The sequence below is a fragment of the Pelagerythrobacter sp. Soil_C_18 genome (genome assembly GCF_057657235.1).
In genome coordinates this window covers 305883-320471 of sequence record NZ_JBDGIU010000002.1, presented here as the reverse complement: position 1 = coordinate 320471, position 14589 = coordinate 305883, and the positions used below count along the sequence as shown (strand labels likewise).

The 14589-nt window shown below is 65.7% G+C and carries 14 protein-coding genes; 11 read left to right on the top strand and 3 right to left on the bottom strand.

The window, feature by feature from the left end; genetic code table 11:
* Nucleotides 1-8: 8 nt before the first annotated feature.
* Together glyS and AC3A5N_RS07195 are read right to left on the bottom strand one after the other, a co-directional pair.
* A complete protein-coding gene (gene glyS, locus AC3A5N_RS07200; RefSeq protein WP_487736624.1) occupies nucleotides 9-2363 on the bottom strand; it encodes a glycine--tRNA ligase subunit beta in 2355 nt (784 codons plus the stop codon).
* A complete protein-coding gene (locus tag AC3A5N_RS07195) occupies nucleotides 2360-3259 on the bottom strand; it encodes a glycine--tRNA ligase subunit alpha (protein WP_487736623.1) in 900 nt (299 codons plus the stop codon). The genes glyS and AC3A5N_RS07195 overlap by 4 nt, the downstream gene beginning before the upstream one ends.
* Nucleotides 3260-3464: 205 nt before the next feature.
* On the opposite strand from AC3A5N_RS07195, the gene AC3A5N_RS07190 reads away from it, so the two are divergent.
* From AC3A5N_RS07190 to AC3A5N_RS07140, 11 genes are all read left to right on the top strand, one after another.
* Complete coding sequence (locus AC3A5N_RS07190; protein ID WP_487736622.1) at nucleotides 3465-3659, top strand: helix-turn-helix transcriptional regulator; 195 nt, start codon at nucleotides 3465-3467, stop codon at nucleotides 3657-3659.
* A gap of 94 nt (nucleotides 3660-3753) precedes the next feature.
* Entirely contained in the window at nucleotides 3754-4290 is a 537-nt protein-coding gene (locus tag AC3A5N_RS07185) for a hypothetical protein (RefSeq protein WP_487736621.1), read from the top strand.
* 40 nt (nucleotides 4291-4330) lie between these two features.
* Complete coding sequence (locus AC3A5N_RS07180) at nucleotides 4331-5272, top strand: TraB/GumN family protein (RefSeq protein ID WP_487736620.1); 942 nt, start codon at nucleotides 4331-4333, stop codon at nucleotides 5270-5272.
* A gap of 13 nt (nucleotides 5273-5285) precedes the next feature.
* Complete coding sequence (locus AC3A5N_RS07175; RefSeq protein ID WP_487736619.1) at nucleotides 5286-6170, top strand: TraB/GumN family protein; 885 nt, start codon at nucleotides 5286-5288, stop codon at nucleotides 6168-6170.
* A 110-nt stretch (nucleotides 6171-6280) separates the two neighbouring features.
* Entirely contained in the window at nucleotides 6281-6943 is a 663-nt protein-coding gene (locus tag AC3A5N_RS07170; RefSeq protein WP_487736618.1) for a 50S ribosomal protein L25/general stress protein Ctc, read from the top strand.
* A 143-nt stretch (nucleotides 6944-7086) separates the two neighbouring features.
* Nucleotides 7087-9036, top strand: a complete 1950-nt coding sequence (acs, locus tag AC3A5N_RS07165) for an acetate--CoA ligase (protein WP_487736617.1) — start codon at nucleotides 7087-7089, stop codon at nucleotides 9034-9036.
* Nucleotides 9037-9084: 48 nt separating this feature from the next.
* Nucleotides 9085-9654, top strand: a complete 570-nt coding sequence (gene pth / locus AC3A5N_RS07160) for an aminoacyl-tRNA hydrolase (RefSeq protein ID WP_487736616.1) — start codon at nucleotides 9085-9087, stop codon at nucleotides 9652-9654.
* A 97-nt stretch (nucleotides 9655-9751) separates the two neighbouring features.
* Entirely contained in the window at nucleotides 9752-10747 is a 996-nt protein-coding gene (locus tag AC3A5N_RS07155; protein ID WP_487736615.1) for an SDR family oxidoreductase, read from the top strand.
* A gap of 125 nt (nucleotides 10748-10872) precedes the next feature.
* The gene (gene ychF / locus AC3A5N_RS07150) at nucleotides 10873-11973 is read left to right on the top strand and encodes a redox-regulated ATPase YchF (protein WP_487736614.1); all 1101 of its coding nucleotides are present in this window, start codon (nucleotides 10873-10875) and stop codon (nucleotides 11971-11973) included.
* 17 nt (nucleotides 11974-11990) lie between these two features.
* Complete coding sequence (locus tag AC3A5N_RS07145; protein WP_487736613.1) at nucleotides 11991-13277, top strand: alkaline phosphatase family protein; 1287 nt, start codon at nucleotides 11991-11993, stop codon at nucleotides 13275-13277.
* Nucleotides 13278-13361: 84 nt separating this feature from the next.
* Nucleotides 13362-14165 (top strand): DUF1206 domain-containing protein, encoded by an 804-nt coding sequence (locus AC3A5N_RS07140; RefSeq protein WP_487736612.1) that lies wholly within the window; start codon nucleotides 13362-13364, stop codon nucleotides 14163-14165.
* On the opposite strand, the gene AC3A5N_RS07135 is transcribed toward AC3A5N_RS07140, so the two are convergent.
* Nucleotides 14162-14548, bottom strand: coding sequence for a MerR family transcriptional regulator (locus AC3A5N_RS07135; protein WP_487736611.1), 387 nt, complete (start codon nucleotides 14546-14548; stop codon nucleotides 14162-14164). The two genes, AC3A5N_RS07140 and AC3A5N_RS07135, sit on opposite strands and share 4 nt — an antisense overlap.
* Nucleotides 14549-14589 lie beyond the last annotated feature (41 nt).

The following is a 14589-nucleotide window of genomic DNA, read 5'->3' as shown; positions in this document are numbered from 1 at the left end:
AGTAGCGTCTACCCCTCAATGCGCGAGAAGTCGGCGACTTTGTGCACCGCAGCACGGAAGCGCGCAAGCAGATCGAGCCGCGCCGCGCGCTTCTTTTCTTCATCCGCGTTTACCGTCACTTCGTCGAAGAAGCGGTCGATCGGCGCGCGCAGCGTGGCGAGCGCGGCCATGGCGGCGGAGAAGTCCTCCGCCTCGACCGCGCGCGCAGCCGCCGGCTCGGCGGTGTGGAGCGCCTCGATCAGCGCCTTCTCCGCCGGCTCGGGCGTGTAGGACAACTCCTGCGTATGGCGCTCGGCCATCTTGGCGGCGACCACCGCGGCGAGATCGGGATCGTCGACGTTGGCCAGCGGGTCCTCCTCGCCGGTCTGCGCGATCTGACCCTCGATGCCGCGCCAGTCCTCCTTCTTGAGGATGTTCGAGGCACGCTTGTAGGCGGCGAGCAGATTGGCGCCGTCCTCGGTTTCGATAAAGGCCTGCAGAGCGTTCACACGAGCAAGAAGCCGCACGAGGTCGTCTTCGTTCCCGAGCGCGAACACGGCGTCGATCAGGTCGTGGCGGACGCCGGCTTCGCGTTGTTGGACTTTGAGGCGGTCGGCGAGGAAGTCGAGGATGCCAATCTCTGTTTCAGCGGCACTCGCTATCCAATAATCAACTCGTTCTTCCGGTTCGTCGCTCGGACCTAAGTAGATAAAGTCCTCTGCGGGTAGTTCTGGTGAACCCTCAACGAAGTAAAGCCTCTTGCTTCGTCCTACATCTTCAATCCGAGTCCAGCCTAGGATGTTCTTAGGTTCGCCACTTACGTATACATCGTCACGTTCGCCAAGCTGGGCGATCAAAGACCGATGTGAGCGCCGAATAAGCGAACCTAATGAAGCTCGTAGATCGTTGGTAAGGAACAGCGAAATGCAGGCTAGTACCGCTCGTCGCAGAGCGTAAGGATCTTTGGAGCCGGTTGGCTTCTCGTCAATTGCAAAGAACGCAGCCAACGTATCCAGCTTATCCGCCAAGCTCACCGCCACCGTAATCGGCGCAGTGGGCACATCATCGCCCTGCCCAACCGGCTTGTAGTGATCGCGAATAGCATCGGTGACTTCGTCGGGCAGGCCCTCGGCACGGGCGTAGTAGCCGCCCATAAGGCCTTGGAGTTCGGGGAATTCACCGACCATCTCGGTGACAAGGTCGGCCTTCGCGAGACGCGCGGCGGCCTCGGCCAGATCGGGGTTCGCGTCTTTGACGATCCCTTCCTCCGCCAACCAGCGCGCCAGTCTGGCGACGCGTTCGACCTTGTCGGCGACGGTGCCGAGCTTTTCGTGGAAGGTGATCCGCTCTAGCTTCTTCGCGTGGTCCGCGAGCGGGGTCTTGCGATCCTGCTCCCAGAAGAAGCGGGCATCGGAAAGGCGCGCGGCGAGGACCTTGCGGTTACCGTCGACGATGGCCGCACCGCCGTCCCCGGCCTCGATATTGGCGGTGCAGACGAAAGCATTGGCGAGCTTCCCGCCCTCATTCTCGCATACGAAATACTTCTGATTGGTCCGCGCCGTGAGCTGGATCACCTCGGGCGGGACGTCGAGGAAGGCCTCGTCGAAACGGCCGAGCAGCGGCGCGGGCCATTCGGTGAGGCCGGCGTTCTCGATCACCAGTCCCTCATCCTCGACCAGTGCGAGCCCGGCCTCCGCCGCCGCCTTGTGCGCACCGTCGCGGATCAACGCGGCGCGTTCCTCGTGGTCGACGATCACGTGGCAGGCGCGCAGCTTCTCGGCATAGTCGTGCGCACCGCCGATGGTGATCTCGCCCGGGCAGTGGAAGCGGTGACCCAGTGTGGCGTAGCCGGAGCGGACCCCGTCCACCGCGCACTCGACCAGATCCTCGCCCAGAATGGCGACGATGCCGGAGAGCGGGCGCACCCATCGCAGCGATCCGGTCGAGACCGAGGCGGCGCCCCAGCGCATCGACTTCGGCCAGGCGAAATCGCGCGCAATCGCGGGGATTGCTTCGGCGAGGAGATCGCGGGTGGCGCGCCCGGGCTTCTCGATCACCGCGAACCAGGTTGCCCGCCCCTTGATCTCCCGCAGCTCGAGCTGCTCGCGGGTGACACCGTTCTTGCGGCAGAAGCCGTCGATCGCCGCGTCGGGCGCGCCCTCCGGCGGTCCCTTGGCTTCCTCGCGCACGGCCCTGGTGCTTTCCGGCAGACCACGCGCGATCAGGGCGAGCCGGCGCGGGGTCGACCAGATGGTCACCTCGCCGATCTCGACGCCCGCTGCATCCATCTCGCGGCGGAACAGCTTCTCCAGCTCCGCCCGTGCGCCGGCCTGCATCCGGGCCGGAATTTCTTCGGAGCGCAGTTCGAGGAGGAAGTCGCTCATTTCGACCACTCCGGGTATTTCTCAGCCCAGCGCGGGGCTTCCTTCGCCATGTAGACCTCGCAGCTACCACGGGCGAGGTCGCGCACCTGGGCCATGTAGCTGGCGCGTTCCTGCACGCTGATCACGCCGCGCGCCTGGAGCAGGTTGAACACGTGGCTCGCTTCGACCGCCTGTTCGTAGGCGGCGATCGGGACGTCGTTGTCGAGGCAGTTGCGGCACTCCGCCGCGGCCTTGCGGAAGAGGTCGAACAGCGCGTCCGTATCGGCGACCTCGAAGTTCCACTTCGACATCTGCTTCTCGTTCTCGAGGAACACGTCCCCGTAAGTGACGCCGCGGCCGTTGAAATCGAGGTCGTAGACGTTGTCGACGCCCTGGATGTACATCGCCAGGCGCTCGAGCCCATAAGTCAGCTCGCCAGCGACGGGTTTGCAGTCGAACCCGCCCATCTGCTGGAAGTAAGTGAACTGGGTCACCTCCATCCCGTCGCACCAGACTTCCCAGCCCAGCCCCCAGGCGCCGAGCGTCGGGCTTTCCCAGTCGTCCTCGACGAAGCGGATGTCGTGCAGCAGCGGGTCGATCCCGATGACGCGCAGGCTTTCCAGATAGAGGTCCTGAATGTCGGCCGGGCTCGGCTTCTGGATCACCTGATACTGATAATAATGCTGCAGCCGGTTCGGGTTCTGGCCGTAGCGGCCGTCGGTCGGGCGGCGGCAGGGCTGCACGAAGGCCGCGTTCCACGGCTCCGGCCCGAGCGCGCGCAGCGTCGTGGCGGTGTGAAACGTGCCGGCCCCCATCCGCATGTCGTAGGGTTGAAGAATAAGACAGCCCTGCGCGCTCCAGAAGTCGTGAAGCGCGAGGATCATGTCCTGGAAGCTTTTCGCGGGATTCCGGTCCATCGGGCCGCGCCATGACGTAGCAGGCAAAACCCGTCAATGGTGCGACGGGCATTCTGGAGAAATGACAGGTTCTCACGACATGATGTCAGGTAATGTTGACACAGTCAGCGAATCGCGACATATAGTCAGGTATACCTGACACACGAAGGATTGCCATGTCGGCCTCGCGTCGCGCCACCCTCTATCTCAAACGGCTGCGAAGCTGATGAACAACCGGCTGAAAGTGCTGAGAGCGGAACGCGACTGGAGCCAGGCGGAATTGGCCATCCAGCTGGACGTCTCGCGCCAGGCGGTGAACGCGATCGAGACCGGCAAGCACGATCCGTCGCTACCACTCGCTTTTCGCATTGCCCGCCTGTTCGGGATGCCGATCGAGGAGATTTTCGATGACCAGGCTTGAACGGGACGAGCCTCCCCCGTCCGGGCTCGTTCGTATATTGATTGTCGTAGCCGCGAGTCTCGTAGTCATTTTCGCGCTCGGCGTGGCAGCCGGAATGATCAGCGCGGCTGCAAGCCAGGGCGGGTCGCACAGCGCCACCTTTTACCTCATTCTTCTGGCTGTCGTATCGCTTGCCGCAGGGGCGATCTGGCTGATCTTTCGCAACCGGGCAATCGTGGATCTCCCGGCGAGTCCGCGCATGCGGAAGTCGCGCATAATTCTCTATGCATCCGGCGTCGTAGGCCTCGTCGCTGGCATGGCGATGGTACTCTTCGAGGGTGGCGATACGGCAGGATGGCGGACGCTCTTCGCTTCGGACGAACCGATCTCGCCGGCGGCCACGCTGATCTTGCTCGCCGCCCTGATCGGCGGGTTCGGCCTGTCGATCCGCTGGCATATGCTCCTCGACGAGCATGAGCGCGCCGCCTACGATTTCGGAGCTGTCGTCTCGATCTACCTGTATTTCCTGCTGAGCGCCGGGTGGTGGTTGCTCGCGCGCGGAGGATTCGCCGCGGTGCCGAACGGTTACGTCATCTTCTGGGTGGTTATGGTCACCTGGCTGATTGGTTGGGTGGTTCGTCGGTACCGTTGACCCGCCGAGACCATCTCCCACAATGAAGGATCCAAGAACGATGAAGCTGAACCGCATCCCCACCAAAATCCGTGCGCTCTCGCTCGGTGTCTCCGCCTGCGCCCTCGCGTTTGTTACCCCGGCCCAGGCGCAGGAGACGGCGCCTGCCCCCGTCCCTGCGGAGAGGCAGGAAGTCGAGATCGCGACGCCGGCGCTGTGGAAGGTCGCGGACGAGGATACGACCATCTATCTGTTCGGCACGGTCCATGCTCTCCCAGATGGGATCGAATGGTATCACGGCCCTATCGCCGACGCGCTGGGCACCTCCGATATCCTGGTGACCGAGATCGAGATGACGCCTGAATCGATGGCCGCGACCCAGAACCTGGTGATGACCAAAGGCGTGCTGCCCGAAGGCGAGACGCTGCGTGAGATGCTCAGCGACGAGCAGCGCGCGGCTTACGAGGCGGCGCTGGCGCGGGTGGAACTGCCGCCTGCCGCCTTCGATCGGTTTGAGCCATGGTACGGCGCGATGATGCTCACCATGCTGCCGCTGCTCAAGCAGGGCTATACGACCGATGCGGGCGTCGAGGCGGTGCTCGAAACGAAGGCAAGCAAGGAGCTGGAGCGCGGTGCACTCGAGACAGTCGAGGAGCAGCTTTCGATCTTCGACAATCTGCCGCCGGAGACGCAGATCGCATTCCTGATGGAGACGGTCGATGCCGTCGACGAGATCAAGGCGATGCTCGACGCAATGGTCGCCGAATGGGCGGAAGGCGACGCGGATGAACTTGCGCGGCTGATGAACGAGGGCATGACCGATCCGGTGCTTGCCGAACGCCTGCTCTACGCGCGCAATGCCAACTGGGCGAAATGGATCGACGAGCGGCTCGATGCGCCGGGGACGGTATTCGTCGCGGTCGGCGCGGGGCACCTAGCGGGTGAGCAGAGCGTGCAGGACAAGCTCGCCGAGCTCGGCATCGAGACCGCGCGAGTTCAGTGATCGGACCCGTCCTGTGATCCGACGATTGGCTTTCCCGTTGGCGGCCCCGCTCGCGCTCGCCGCCTGCGGGAAGGCCGATCCCCCGCCGGGTTTCGAAGGCCGGCCCTCACCCGCGTTGTTCGAGGTATCCTCTCCGGACGGCGCGGTCGAAGGGTGGATGTTCGGCACGATCCACTCGCTGCCCGACGGTGTCGCCTGGGAGACCGAAGCGCTGGAGGGCGTGCTTGCGCGCGCAGACCTGCTGGTGGTCGAAGTGCGCGATCTGGACGATGCTTCCGGGCTGCGCGAGGCTTTCGCGGAGCGCGCCTATACGGCAGGTCAGCCGCCGCTGGCCGTGAAGGTCCCTGCCCCGATGCGCGGCGATCTGTTCGCGGTTCTTGCCGAGCACGATCTCGCCGCCAGCGCGTTTGCCGGAATGGAAACCTGGGCGGCGGCGCTAACGCTTGCCCAATATGCCGCAACCGGGGAGGCAGCGAACGGCGTCGACCGTGCGCTGCTCGCCCGTGTTTCGCGTGAGAAGGTGGTTGAACTGGAAGGGGCGGCGCGGCAGCTCGATGTGTTCGACGGCCTGCCCGAGGCCGAACAGCGCGATCTCCTGGAAGCGGTAATCGCCGACATGACCCGGGAGGGCGAGGATCCCATGCGCCATGCGACCGATTGGTACGCAGGCCGGATCGATCACCTTGCCAATCCCGCCACGAGCGCGATCCTTGCCGATCCGGAGCTGCGCGAGGCGCTCTACGCCCGTCGCAACCGTGAATGGACCGAACGGCTTGCGGCGCTGCTCGAACGCGAGCCGCGCCCGCTGATCGCGGTGGGCTCGGCCCACCTCGCGGGCGAGGACGGCCTGCCCGCGCTCCTCGCCGCCTACGGCTACACAGTGCGGCGCATCCAGTAGCGCGCTTGCATTCCCGCCCCGGTCCGCTATAGGCGCGCGCTTCCGGCCATGGTCATCCCTGGAGGCGTGGCGGAAACCTGTACTCAGAAGCATTTCGAAAGGTAAGCGACATGAGCGACGCTCTGACCCTGCCGGCCGAGACGCGCGATCGGGCTGGCAAGGGAGCCTCCCGTGCACTGCGTCGCGAAGGCCGTGTTCCCGCCGTCATCTACGGCGGCAAGGAAGCCCCCACCCCGATCCACGTCGAGGAACGCCTGCTGGTGAAGCAGCTTGGCACCGGCCATTTCATGAATTCGATCGTTGAGATCGAGTTCGGCGGCAAGACCCTGCGCACGCTGCCGAAGGACGTTGCCCTTCACCCGGTCACCGACCGCCCGATCCACGTGGACTTCCTGCGCCTGGCGAAGGGCGCCAAGGTCGATGTCGCGGTGCCGGTGGTGTTCGTGAACGAAGAAGCGAGCCCCGGCCTCAAGAAGGGCGGCGTGCTCAACGTCGTGCGTCACGAACTCGAACTGGTCTGCGAAGCGGACAAGATCCCGAGCGAGATCGAAATCGACGTCACCGGCCTCGAGGTCGGCGACGCGATCCACATCAGCCACATCACGCTGCCCGCAGGTTCGGAGAGCGCGATCACCGACCGCGACTTCACCATCGCCACCATCGTCGCCCCGTCCGCGCTCAAGCGCGCCGAGGCCGCCGAGGGCGAGGAAGCCGCGGCTGACGAGGTTCCTGCCACCGAGCAGACCGAAGAAGAGGAAGCCGGCGAGGAATAATCCCGCCTTTTCCTTTCACGGCATTTTTCGAAGCGCCGGTCCAGCGATGGGCCGGCGCTTTGTCTTTGCACGCTCGCTTGTCTATCTCCCGCGCCGCGATACGATCACGCTGACTCGCATCGCGAGCCCCGGGAGATACCGACTTGAGTAACACCGATGCCACTGCCGAAACCGTTCCTGTCCCTGCCGCCGCGGAGGAGCGGACCGGGTGCACGCTCGAACAGTACGAGGCGATGTACCGCCGCAGCATCGAGGAGCCCGATGCGTTCTGGGCCGAACAGGCACAGCGGCTCGACTGGTTTCGCTCGCCGACGACGATCGCCGACTGGAACTTTGACTCGGTCTCGATCAAATGGTTCGCCGACGGCACGCTCAACATCTGCCACAACGCGGTCGACCGCCATGTCGATGCCGGCCACGGCGACACCGTTGCGCTGATCTTCGAGCCCGATGATCCGGACGGGGCGGTGCGGCGCCTGACCTATGCGGACCTCCAGCGCGAAACGATCCGGATGGCGAACACGCTCAGGAAAATGGGCGTGGCCAAGGGCGACCGCGTGACGATCTACATGCCGATGATCCCCGAAGGCGCGATCGCCATGCTTGCCTGCGCGCGCATCGGCGCGGTCCATTCCGTAATCTTCGGTGGCTTCTCGCCCGACGCCATCGCCGGCCGGATCGAGGATTGCGCGAGCGACTGGGTCATCACCGCCGACGAAGGCCTCCGCGGATCGAAGGCGATTCCACTGAAGGCCAATGTCGACGCGGCGCTGGAGAAGGTCTCGGCCAAGGCCGTACTTGTGGTTCGCCACACCGGCGCCGACATATCGATGAAGGGCGGGCGTGACCACTGGTACCACGAGCTGTCCGAGGGTGTCTCCGAGGAGTGCCCATGCGAGGAGATGAACGCGGAGGATCCGCTGTTCATCCTCTACACCTCCGGTTCGACCGGCAAGCCCAAGGGTCTGCTGCACACGATCGGCGGCTACGCCGTCTGGGTTGAGTCGACCTTCCGCTATGTCTTCGACTACCGTTCGGGCGAAATCTACTGGTGCACGGCGGATATCGGCTGGGTCACCGGCCACAGCTACATCGTCTACGGCCCCCTCCAGGCCGGTGCGACCGCGCTGATGTTCGAAGGTGTGCCCAACTGGCCCGATCACGACCGGTTTTGGGCCGTGTGCGAGAAGCACAAGGTCAACATCTTCTACACCGCCCCCACCGCGATCCGAGCACTGATGCGCGAAGGCGCCGGGCACGTGACGAAGCATGATCTGTCGAGCCTGCGGTTGCTCGGCACCGTGGGCGAGCCGATCAACCCGGAGGCCTGGCGCTGGTATCACGACACTGTCGGCAAGGGCGAGATCCCGGTCGTGGACACCTGGTGGCAGACAGAGACAGGCGGTATCATGATTACCACGCTCCCGGGCGCGCACCCGATGAAGCCGGGCAGCGCGGGCCGGCCGTTCTTCGGCGTCTGCCCCGAGATCGTCGACGCCGACGGCGAGCCGATCGAGGGCGCCGGCTCCGGCAACTTGTGCATCTCGCGAAGCTGGCCCGGCCAGGCGCGCACCGTCTACGGCGACCACGAACGCTTCGTGCAGACCTATTTCAGCACTTATGCCGGCAAGTACTTCACCGGCGACGGCTGCCGCCGCGACGAGGACGGATACTACTGGATCACCGGCCGGGTGGACGACGTGATCAACGTCTCCGGCCACCGCATGGGCACGGCCGAAGTCGAGAGCGCGCTGGTGCTCCACCCGAAGGTAGCGGAGGCGGCCGTGGTCGGCTTCCCGCACGACATCAAGGGCCAGGGCATCTACTGCTACGTCACGCTCATTGCAGGCGAGGAGCCGTCCGATGATCTCGCCGAGGAGCTGCGCCAGCAGGTGCGCAAGGAGATCGGCCCGATCGCGACGCCCGACCACCTGCATTTCACGCCCGCCCTCCCCAAGACCCGTTCGGGCAAGATCATGCGCCGCATCCTGCGCAAAATCGCGGAGAACGACTACAGCTCGCTCGGCGACACCTCGACGCTGGCCGATCCCTCGCTCGTCGACGGGCTGATCGAGGGACGGCTGAACCGCTGACCTGCCCTGGGGGCTTGCCGCCCCCGCCAACCCGGCTAGGGAGCGCGCATGCAGATTTGGGCAGGCCTCGGTAACCCCGGACCGCAATATGCGCTCCATCGTCACAACGTGGGCTTCATGGCCTGCGACGTGATCGCGGACATGCATGATTTCGGCCCGGTGCAGAAGAAGTTCTCCGGCTGGGTGCAGGAAGGCCGCATCGGCGGCGACAAGGTACTGCTCCTGAAGCCAGCGACCTATATGAACGAGAGCGGCCGCAGCGTGGGAGAAGCGCTGCGCTTCTACAAGCTCGGCACCGAGGCGCTGACGGTATTTCACGATGAGCTCGATCTCGCGCCGTTCAAGGTCAAGGTCCGCACCGGCGGCGGCCTCGCCGGGCACAACGGCCTCAGGAGCATCGACAAGCATCTCGGCCCCGACTTCCGCCGCGTCCGCGTCGGCATCGGCCATCCGGGGCACAAGGACCGCGTGACCGGCCACGTCCTAGGCAACTACGCCAAGGCGGAGCTGGAAGACCTGACCGACATGCTCGCTGCGATGGGCGCGGAAGCGGAGTGGCTCGCGAAGGGCGAAGACGCCCGCTTCATGAGCGATGTCGCGCTGCGGCTGCAGAGGTAGGCTCACTCTTTTCTCCTGCAATCGGAGCGGGTCGCTCTGCCTTCGCAGAGCCGAAGGCTTCGGGTAATAGGGAGCAAAAGGAAGAGGAGAGCCCCGCATGCCTTCGATCGACCGCCGCACTCTGCTCGCAGGCGTAGCCGCCACCACCGCCCTTGCCGCCAGCGCATCGCGCGCACAGCCGGATGCCGTTGCAGCCACGCCCGATCTTTCGGGCAAGGCGATCCTGATCACCGGCTGTTCTTCCGGCTTCGGCAGGCTCGGAGCAGAGCACTACGCGCGGCTCGGCGCAAAGGTGTTCGCGACCATGCGCAACATTCCGCGGCCCGAAGCGGAGGAACTGCGGCAGCTCGCGGCCGACGACAAGCTCGATCTGCACGTGATCGAGATCGACGTGCTTTCTGACGAGCAGGTCGCGCAGGGGGTGGCCGAGGCGGAGCGAATCAACGGCAGCCCTCTCGACGTGCTGGTCAACAATGCTGGTATTGGGATTTCCGGCCCGGTCGAGGTCCAGGACATGGAGGCGACGCGGCTGGCCTTCGACACCAACGTCTTCGGCTATCATCGTCTCGCCTGCGCCGTGCTGCCGGGCATGCGCGCGCAGAAGAGTGGCCAGATCTTCGCCGTCTCCTCCCAACTCGGCCGGGTCATCGTGCCCTATGGCGGGCACTATTCGGCCAACAAGTTCGCGGTCGAGGCGATGTTCGAGCAACTCGCTTACGAGCTCGTGCCGCACAACATCGACGTGACCATCATCGAGCCGGGCGGCTATCCGACCGAGGTGTGGGTCAACCGCAACATCTACACCGGCGCGCTGAAGGAACGGGCGGAGGCGATCCACAAGGCAGGCTATCCCGAAGTCGTCGCCCGCATGGGCACCGAGGACGGCTCGGGCCGCACCGCCGACGCCATGGACGTGCCGCGCGCGATCGCCGAGATCATCGCCCTCCCCGCCGGCACGCGCCCTCTCCGCCGCGCCGTAAGCGGGAGCGCGATCCCGCAGACGCAGATCAATGAGGTCACGGCGCAAACCCAGGTCGGCTGGCTCGGCCGCTCGGAAACGCTGGGCCCTCTGGTGCGGGCGGTGCACGATTAGGCCGCATCATCAGATTCACGTCGGGCTGAGCTTGTCGAAGCACCGCCTTTTCATCTAGCGGGCGTCGCGAGAACGGCCGTGCGAACAGCTCAGGCCGAACCGTTCATGGAAGGTATTCGAATCTCATGGGTTTCCGTTGCGGAATCGTCGGGCTGCCTAATGTCGGCAAGTCCACCCTGTTCAACGCGCTGACAGAAACGCAGGCGGCGCAGGCGGCGAACTATCCGTTCTGCACGATCGAGCCGAATGTCGGCCAGGTCGCCGTGCCCGACGACCGGCTCGAGAAGATCGCCGCGATCGCCGGTTCGGCCAAGATCGTTCCGACCCAGCTCGCCTTCGTCGACATCGCGGGTCTCGTGAAAGGCGCCAGCAAGGGTGAAGGGCTCGGCAACCAGTTCCTCGGCAATATCCGCGAGGTCGATGCAATCGTCCACGTCCTGCGCTGCTTCGAGGACGACGACATCCAGCACGTCGCCAACAAGGTCGATCCGATCGCCGACGCCGAAGTGGTCGAGACCGAACTGATGCTGGCCGATCTGGAAAGCCTCGAGAAGCGCGTCCCCGCCGCGGCCAAGAAGGCGACCGGCGGCGACAAGGAAGCGAAGGCGATGGCGAGCGTGCTCGGCCAGGCGCTCGACCTGCTGCGCGACGGCAAGCCCGCCCGGCTGACCGAGCCGAAGGACGACGAGGAGGAGCGCCTGTTCGAACAGGCGCAGCTCCTCACCGCCAAGCCGGTGCTCTACGTCTGCAACGTCGCCGAGGAAGACGCGGCGGAGGGCAACGCCCTGAGCGAGCAGGTCTTCGAGAAGGCGAAAGCCGAAGGCGCCGAAGCGGTCGTCGTTTCCGCGGCGATCGAGAGCGAACTCGTCGCCATGGATGCGGAAGAACGCGCCGAGTATCTCTCCGAGCTCGGCCTGACCGAGAGCGGCCTCAGCCGGGTGATCCGCGCCGGGTACAAGCTGCTCGGCCTGCAGACCTTCTTCACCGCCGGGCCGAAGGAGGCTCGCGCCTGGACCTTCCCCGCCGGTGCCAAGGCGCCGCAGGCTGCCGGCGAGATCCACACCGATTTCGAGCGCGGCTTTATTCGTGCTGAAACAATTGCCTTCGATGACTACGTCGCGCTCGGCGGCGAGGCCGGTGCGCGCGAAGCCGGAAAGCTGCGGCAGGAAGGCAAGGAATACCTCGTCCAGGACGGCGACGTCTTGCTGTTCAAGTTCAACGTCTGAACACGCGGAGTGACGAGATGCGCAGGCTTGCGAGTGCCCTCACCCTGACGGCGGCGGCGCTGCTCGCCGCCTGCGCGCCGATTTCCCAAAGCAGCGCTCCCGCGAACGCCAGCGCCGTGCAGGCCGAACAGCGCGCGCCTGTCACCATCCTGGTGTCGATCGACGGCTTTCGGCCCGACTATCTTGATCGCGGATTGACGCCGACGCTTTCCGCGCTCGCTGCCGAAGGCGTGCGCGCGCCGATGCAGGCGTCCTTTCCGACCAAGACCTTCCCCAACCACTGGACCCTGGTGACCGGCATGGTGCCCGATCATCACGGCATTGTGGCTAACCGGATCGAGGACCCCGAGCGCCCGGACGAAGTGTTCACCATGGCGACGCTCGACCCGTGGTGGTGGAATGAAGCGAAGCCGGTGTGGGTCGCCGCGGAGGAAGCGGGCATCCGCAGCGCGGCAATGTTCTGGCCGGGTTCTGCGGTCGCCTGGGGCGGCACGATGCCGAAAGGGAACTGGGGGCCGGTCACTGACGGAACACTGCCGCAGGACTGGCAGCAGTTCAGTATGCAGGTCACCAACGTGCAGCGCGTCAACACCGTTCTCGACTGGCTGCGCCGTCCCGCCGAAATCCGCCCCGAGTTCGTCACGCTCTATTTCGACACGGTCGACACTGCGGGCCACGGCGGCGGACCCGACAGCGAGGAACTGAACGAGGCCCTGCGCGGCATCGACGGCGACATCGAGAGGTTGGTCGGCGGCCTGCATGATCTCGATCAACCGGCCAATCTCGTGATCGTGTCCGACCACGGCATGGCGGCGACGAGTTCGGAGCGCGTGATCGCGCTCGACCAGGTGCTCGATGCTTCGCTCTACCGGCTCGTCGAGGGCGGCGCCTATGCCACATTCGAGCCGACCGAAGGCAACACCGCCGCGCTCGAGAAGGCGCTCCTGCGCGAGCACGAGCATATGGAGTGCTGGCGTAAGGGCGAGATCCCGGAACGCTTCGCTTACGGCACCCATGATCGCATTCCGCCCTACTTCTGCCTGCCGGAGGTCGGCTGGACGGTCGCTCCCACCCGGCCCGCGCAGGCGTGGAACGGCGGCAGCCATGGCTACGACCCCGCCGCGCCCGAGATGGCCGCGCTGTTTGTAGCCCATGGCCCGGCCTTCCGCAGCGGCGCGGCCCTGCCGTCCTTCCGCAACACGGCGATAACGCCGCTGATCCGCGAGCTGATCGGGCTGCCGCAGGTGGCGGCCGCCGACGGCTCGCTGGAGCCGGTGCGCGGGGCGCTTTCTGCCCCGCGCTAAACGCCTCACGCGTGGGCCGCCGGCCTACGCCGGGCACCAATTCCCTCCCCGCCCGTTTCGCCAGGAATTTCAAGGGGAGAGCGAATGGTCGACAAATCCGAGAAGTTCCGCTGGCTCGTTCGCCTTGGCTTCGCGGCGCGAGGGGTGGTCTATCTTCTGCTCGGCTATATCGCGCTCGGAACCGCGGGCGAGGCGGAGAACGGCCAGTCGGCCGTATTCGACTATATCCAGGGAGTGCCCTTCGGCACGCCGCTGCTATGGATCATGGCCCTGGGCCTGCTCGGCTACGCCGCGTTCAAGTTCCTCTCCGCTTTCGCCGATATCCAGCACCGCGGCAACGACACCTCCGGCGGCCTGAAACGCATCGGCGACGCCGCGAGCGGTGTGGCACACGCCTTTCTCGCTTATGCCTGCTATCAGTTCGCCAGCGGCGCGCAGCAGAGTTCGGGCGGCGGCTCGAGCGGGGAGGAGATGGCCGGCTCCGTGCTGTCGATGGAGCTCGGCTCGGTACTCATCGGGGCGGTGGGGCTCGGATTTCTGGTGGCCGGCTTCATGCAGGGCAAGAAGGCCTGGACCTGCGAGTTCATGCACCGGATCAGCGGCCGCGCCCCGGCCGGCGTGCGCACCGTGGGCCGGATCGGACACGCCGCGCGTGCGATCGTCTTCGCGATCATCGGCTGGTCGATGGTTCAGGGCGCCTGGTTCGCGCAGGAAAGCCAGATCAAGGGGCTCGGCGAAGCGATACTCTCGCTGCGGGACATGGGCGCGCTCTACACGCTGGTCGCCGCCGGTCTGATGCTGTTCGGGGCATTCAGCCTCGTGCTGGCGCGCTACCGGATCATCCCGGATCTCGGGTCGCAGGGACTGCAGCCGAGCTTTCGCACCTAGGCGAACGCCGCCAGGATCGGACAGGGCCCCTCCCCGCCCTTCGCACAGTCGGACGCGAGCTTCGCGAGCGACGCGCGTGCAGCGGTGAGCTGCGCGATCTGCTCGTCCAGGGCGGCGATTCGCTCCCGGGCCATGTCCCGGGCGCGGGGGCGGTCATCGGTGCGATCGAGATCGATCAACTCGGCAATCTCCGCCAACGTGAACCCCGCGGTCTGCGCCTGCTTGACGTAGCGCAGGCGGCGCAGGTCGTCGGGGCCGTAGTGCCGCCCGCCGGGCGCATCGCCGCGCGGAACCTGCAGCAGCCCCTTGCGCTGATAGAAGCGCACGGTCTCCACCCCGACACCGCCGGCCTTTGCGAGATCCGAGATGCGCATCGCTTTCATGCTTGACTCCGTACCATAGTACGGAGGTTATGGGTGCTTTC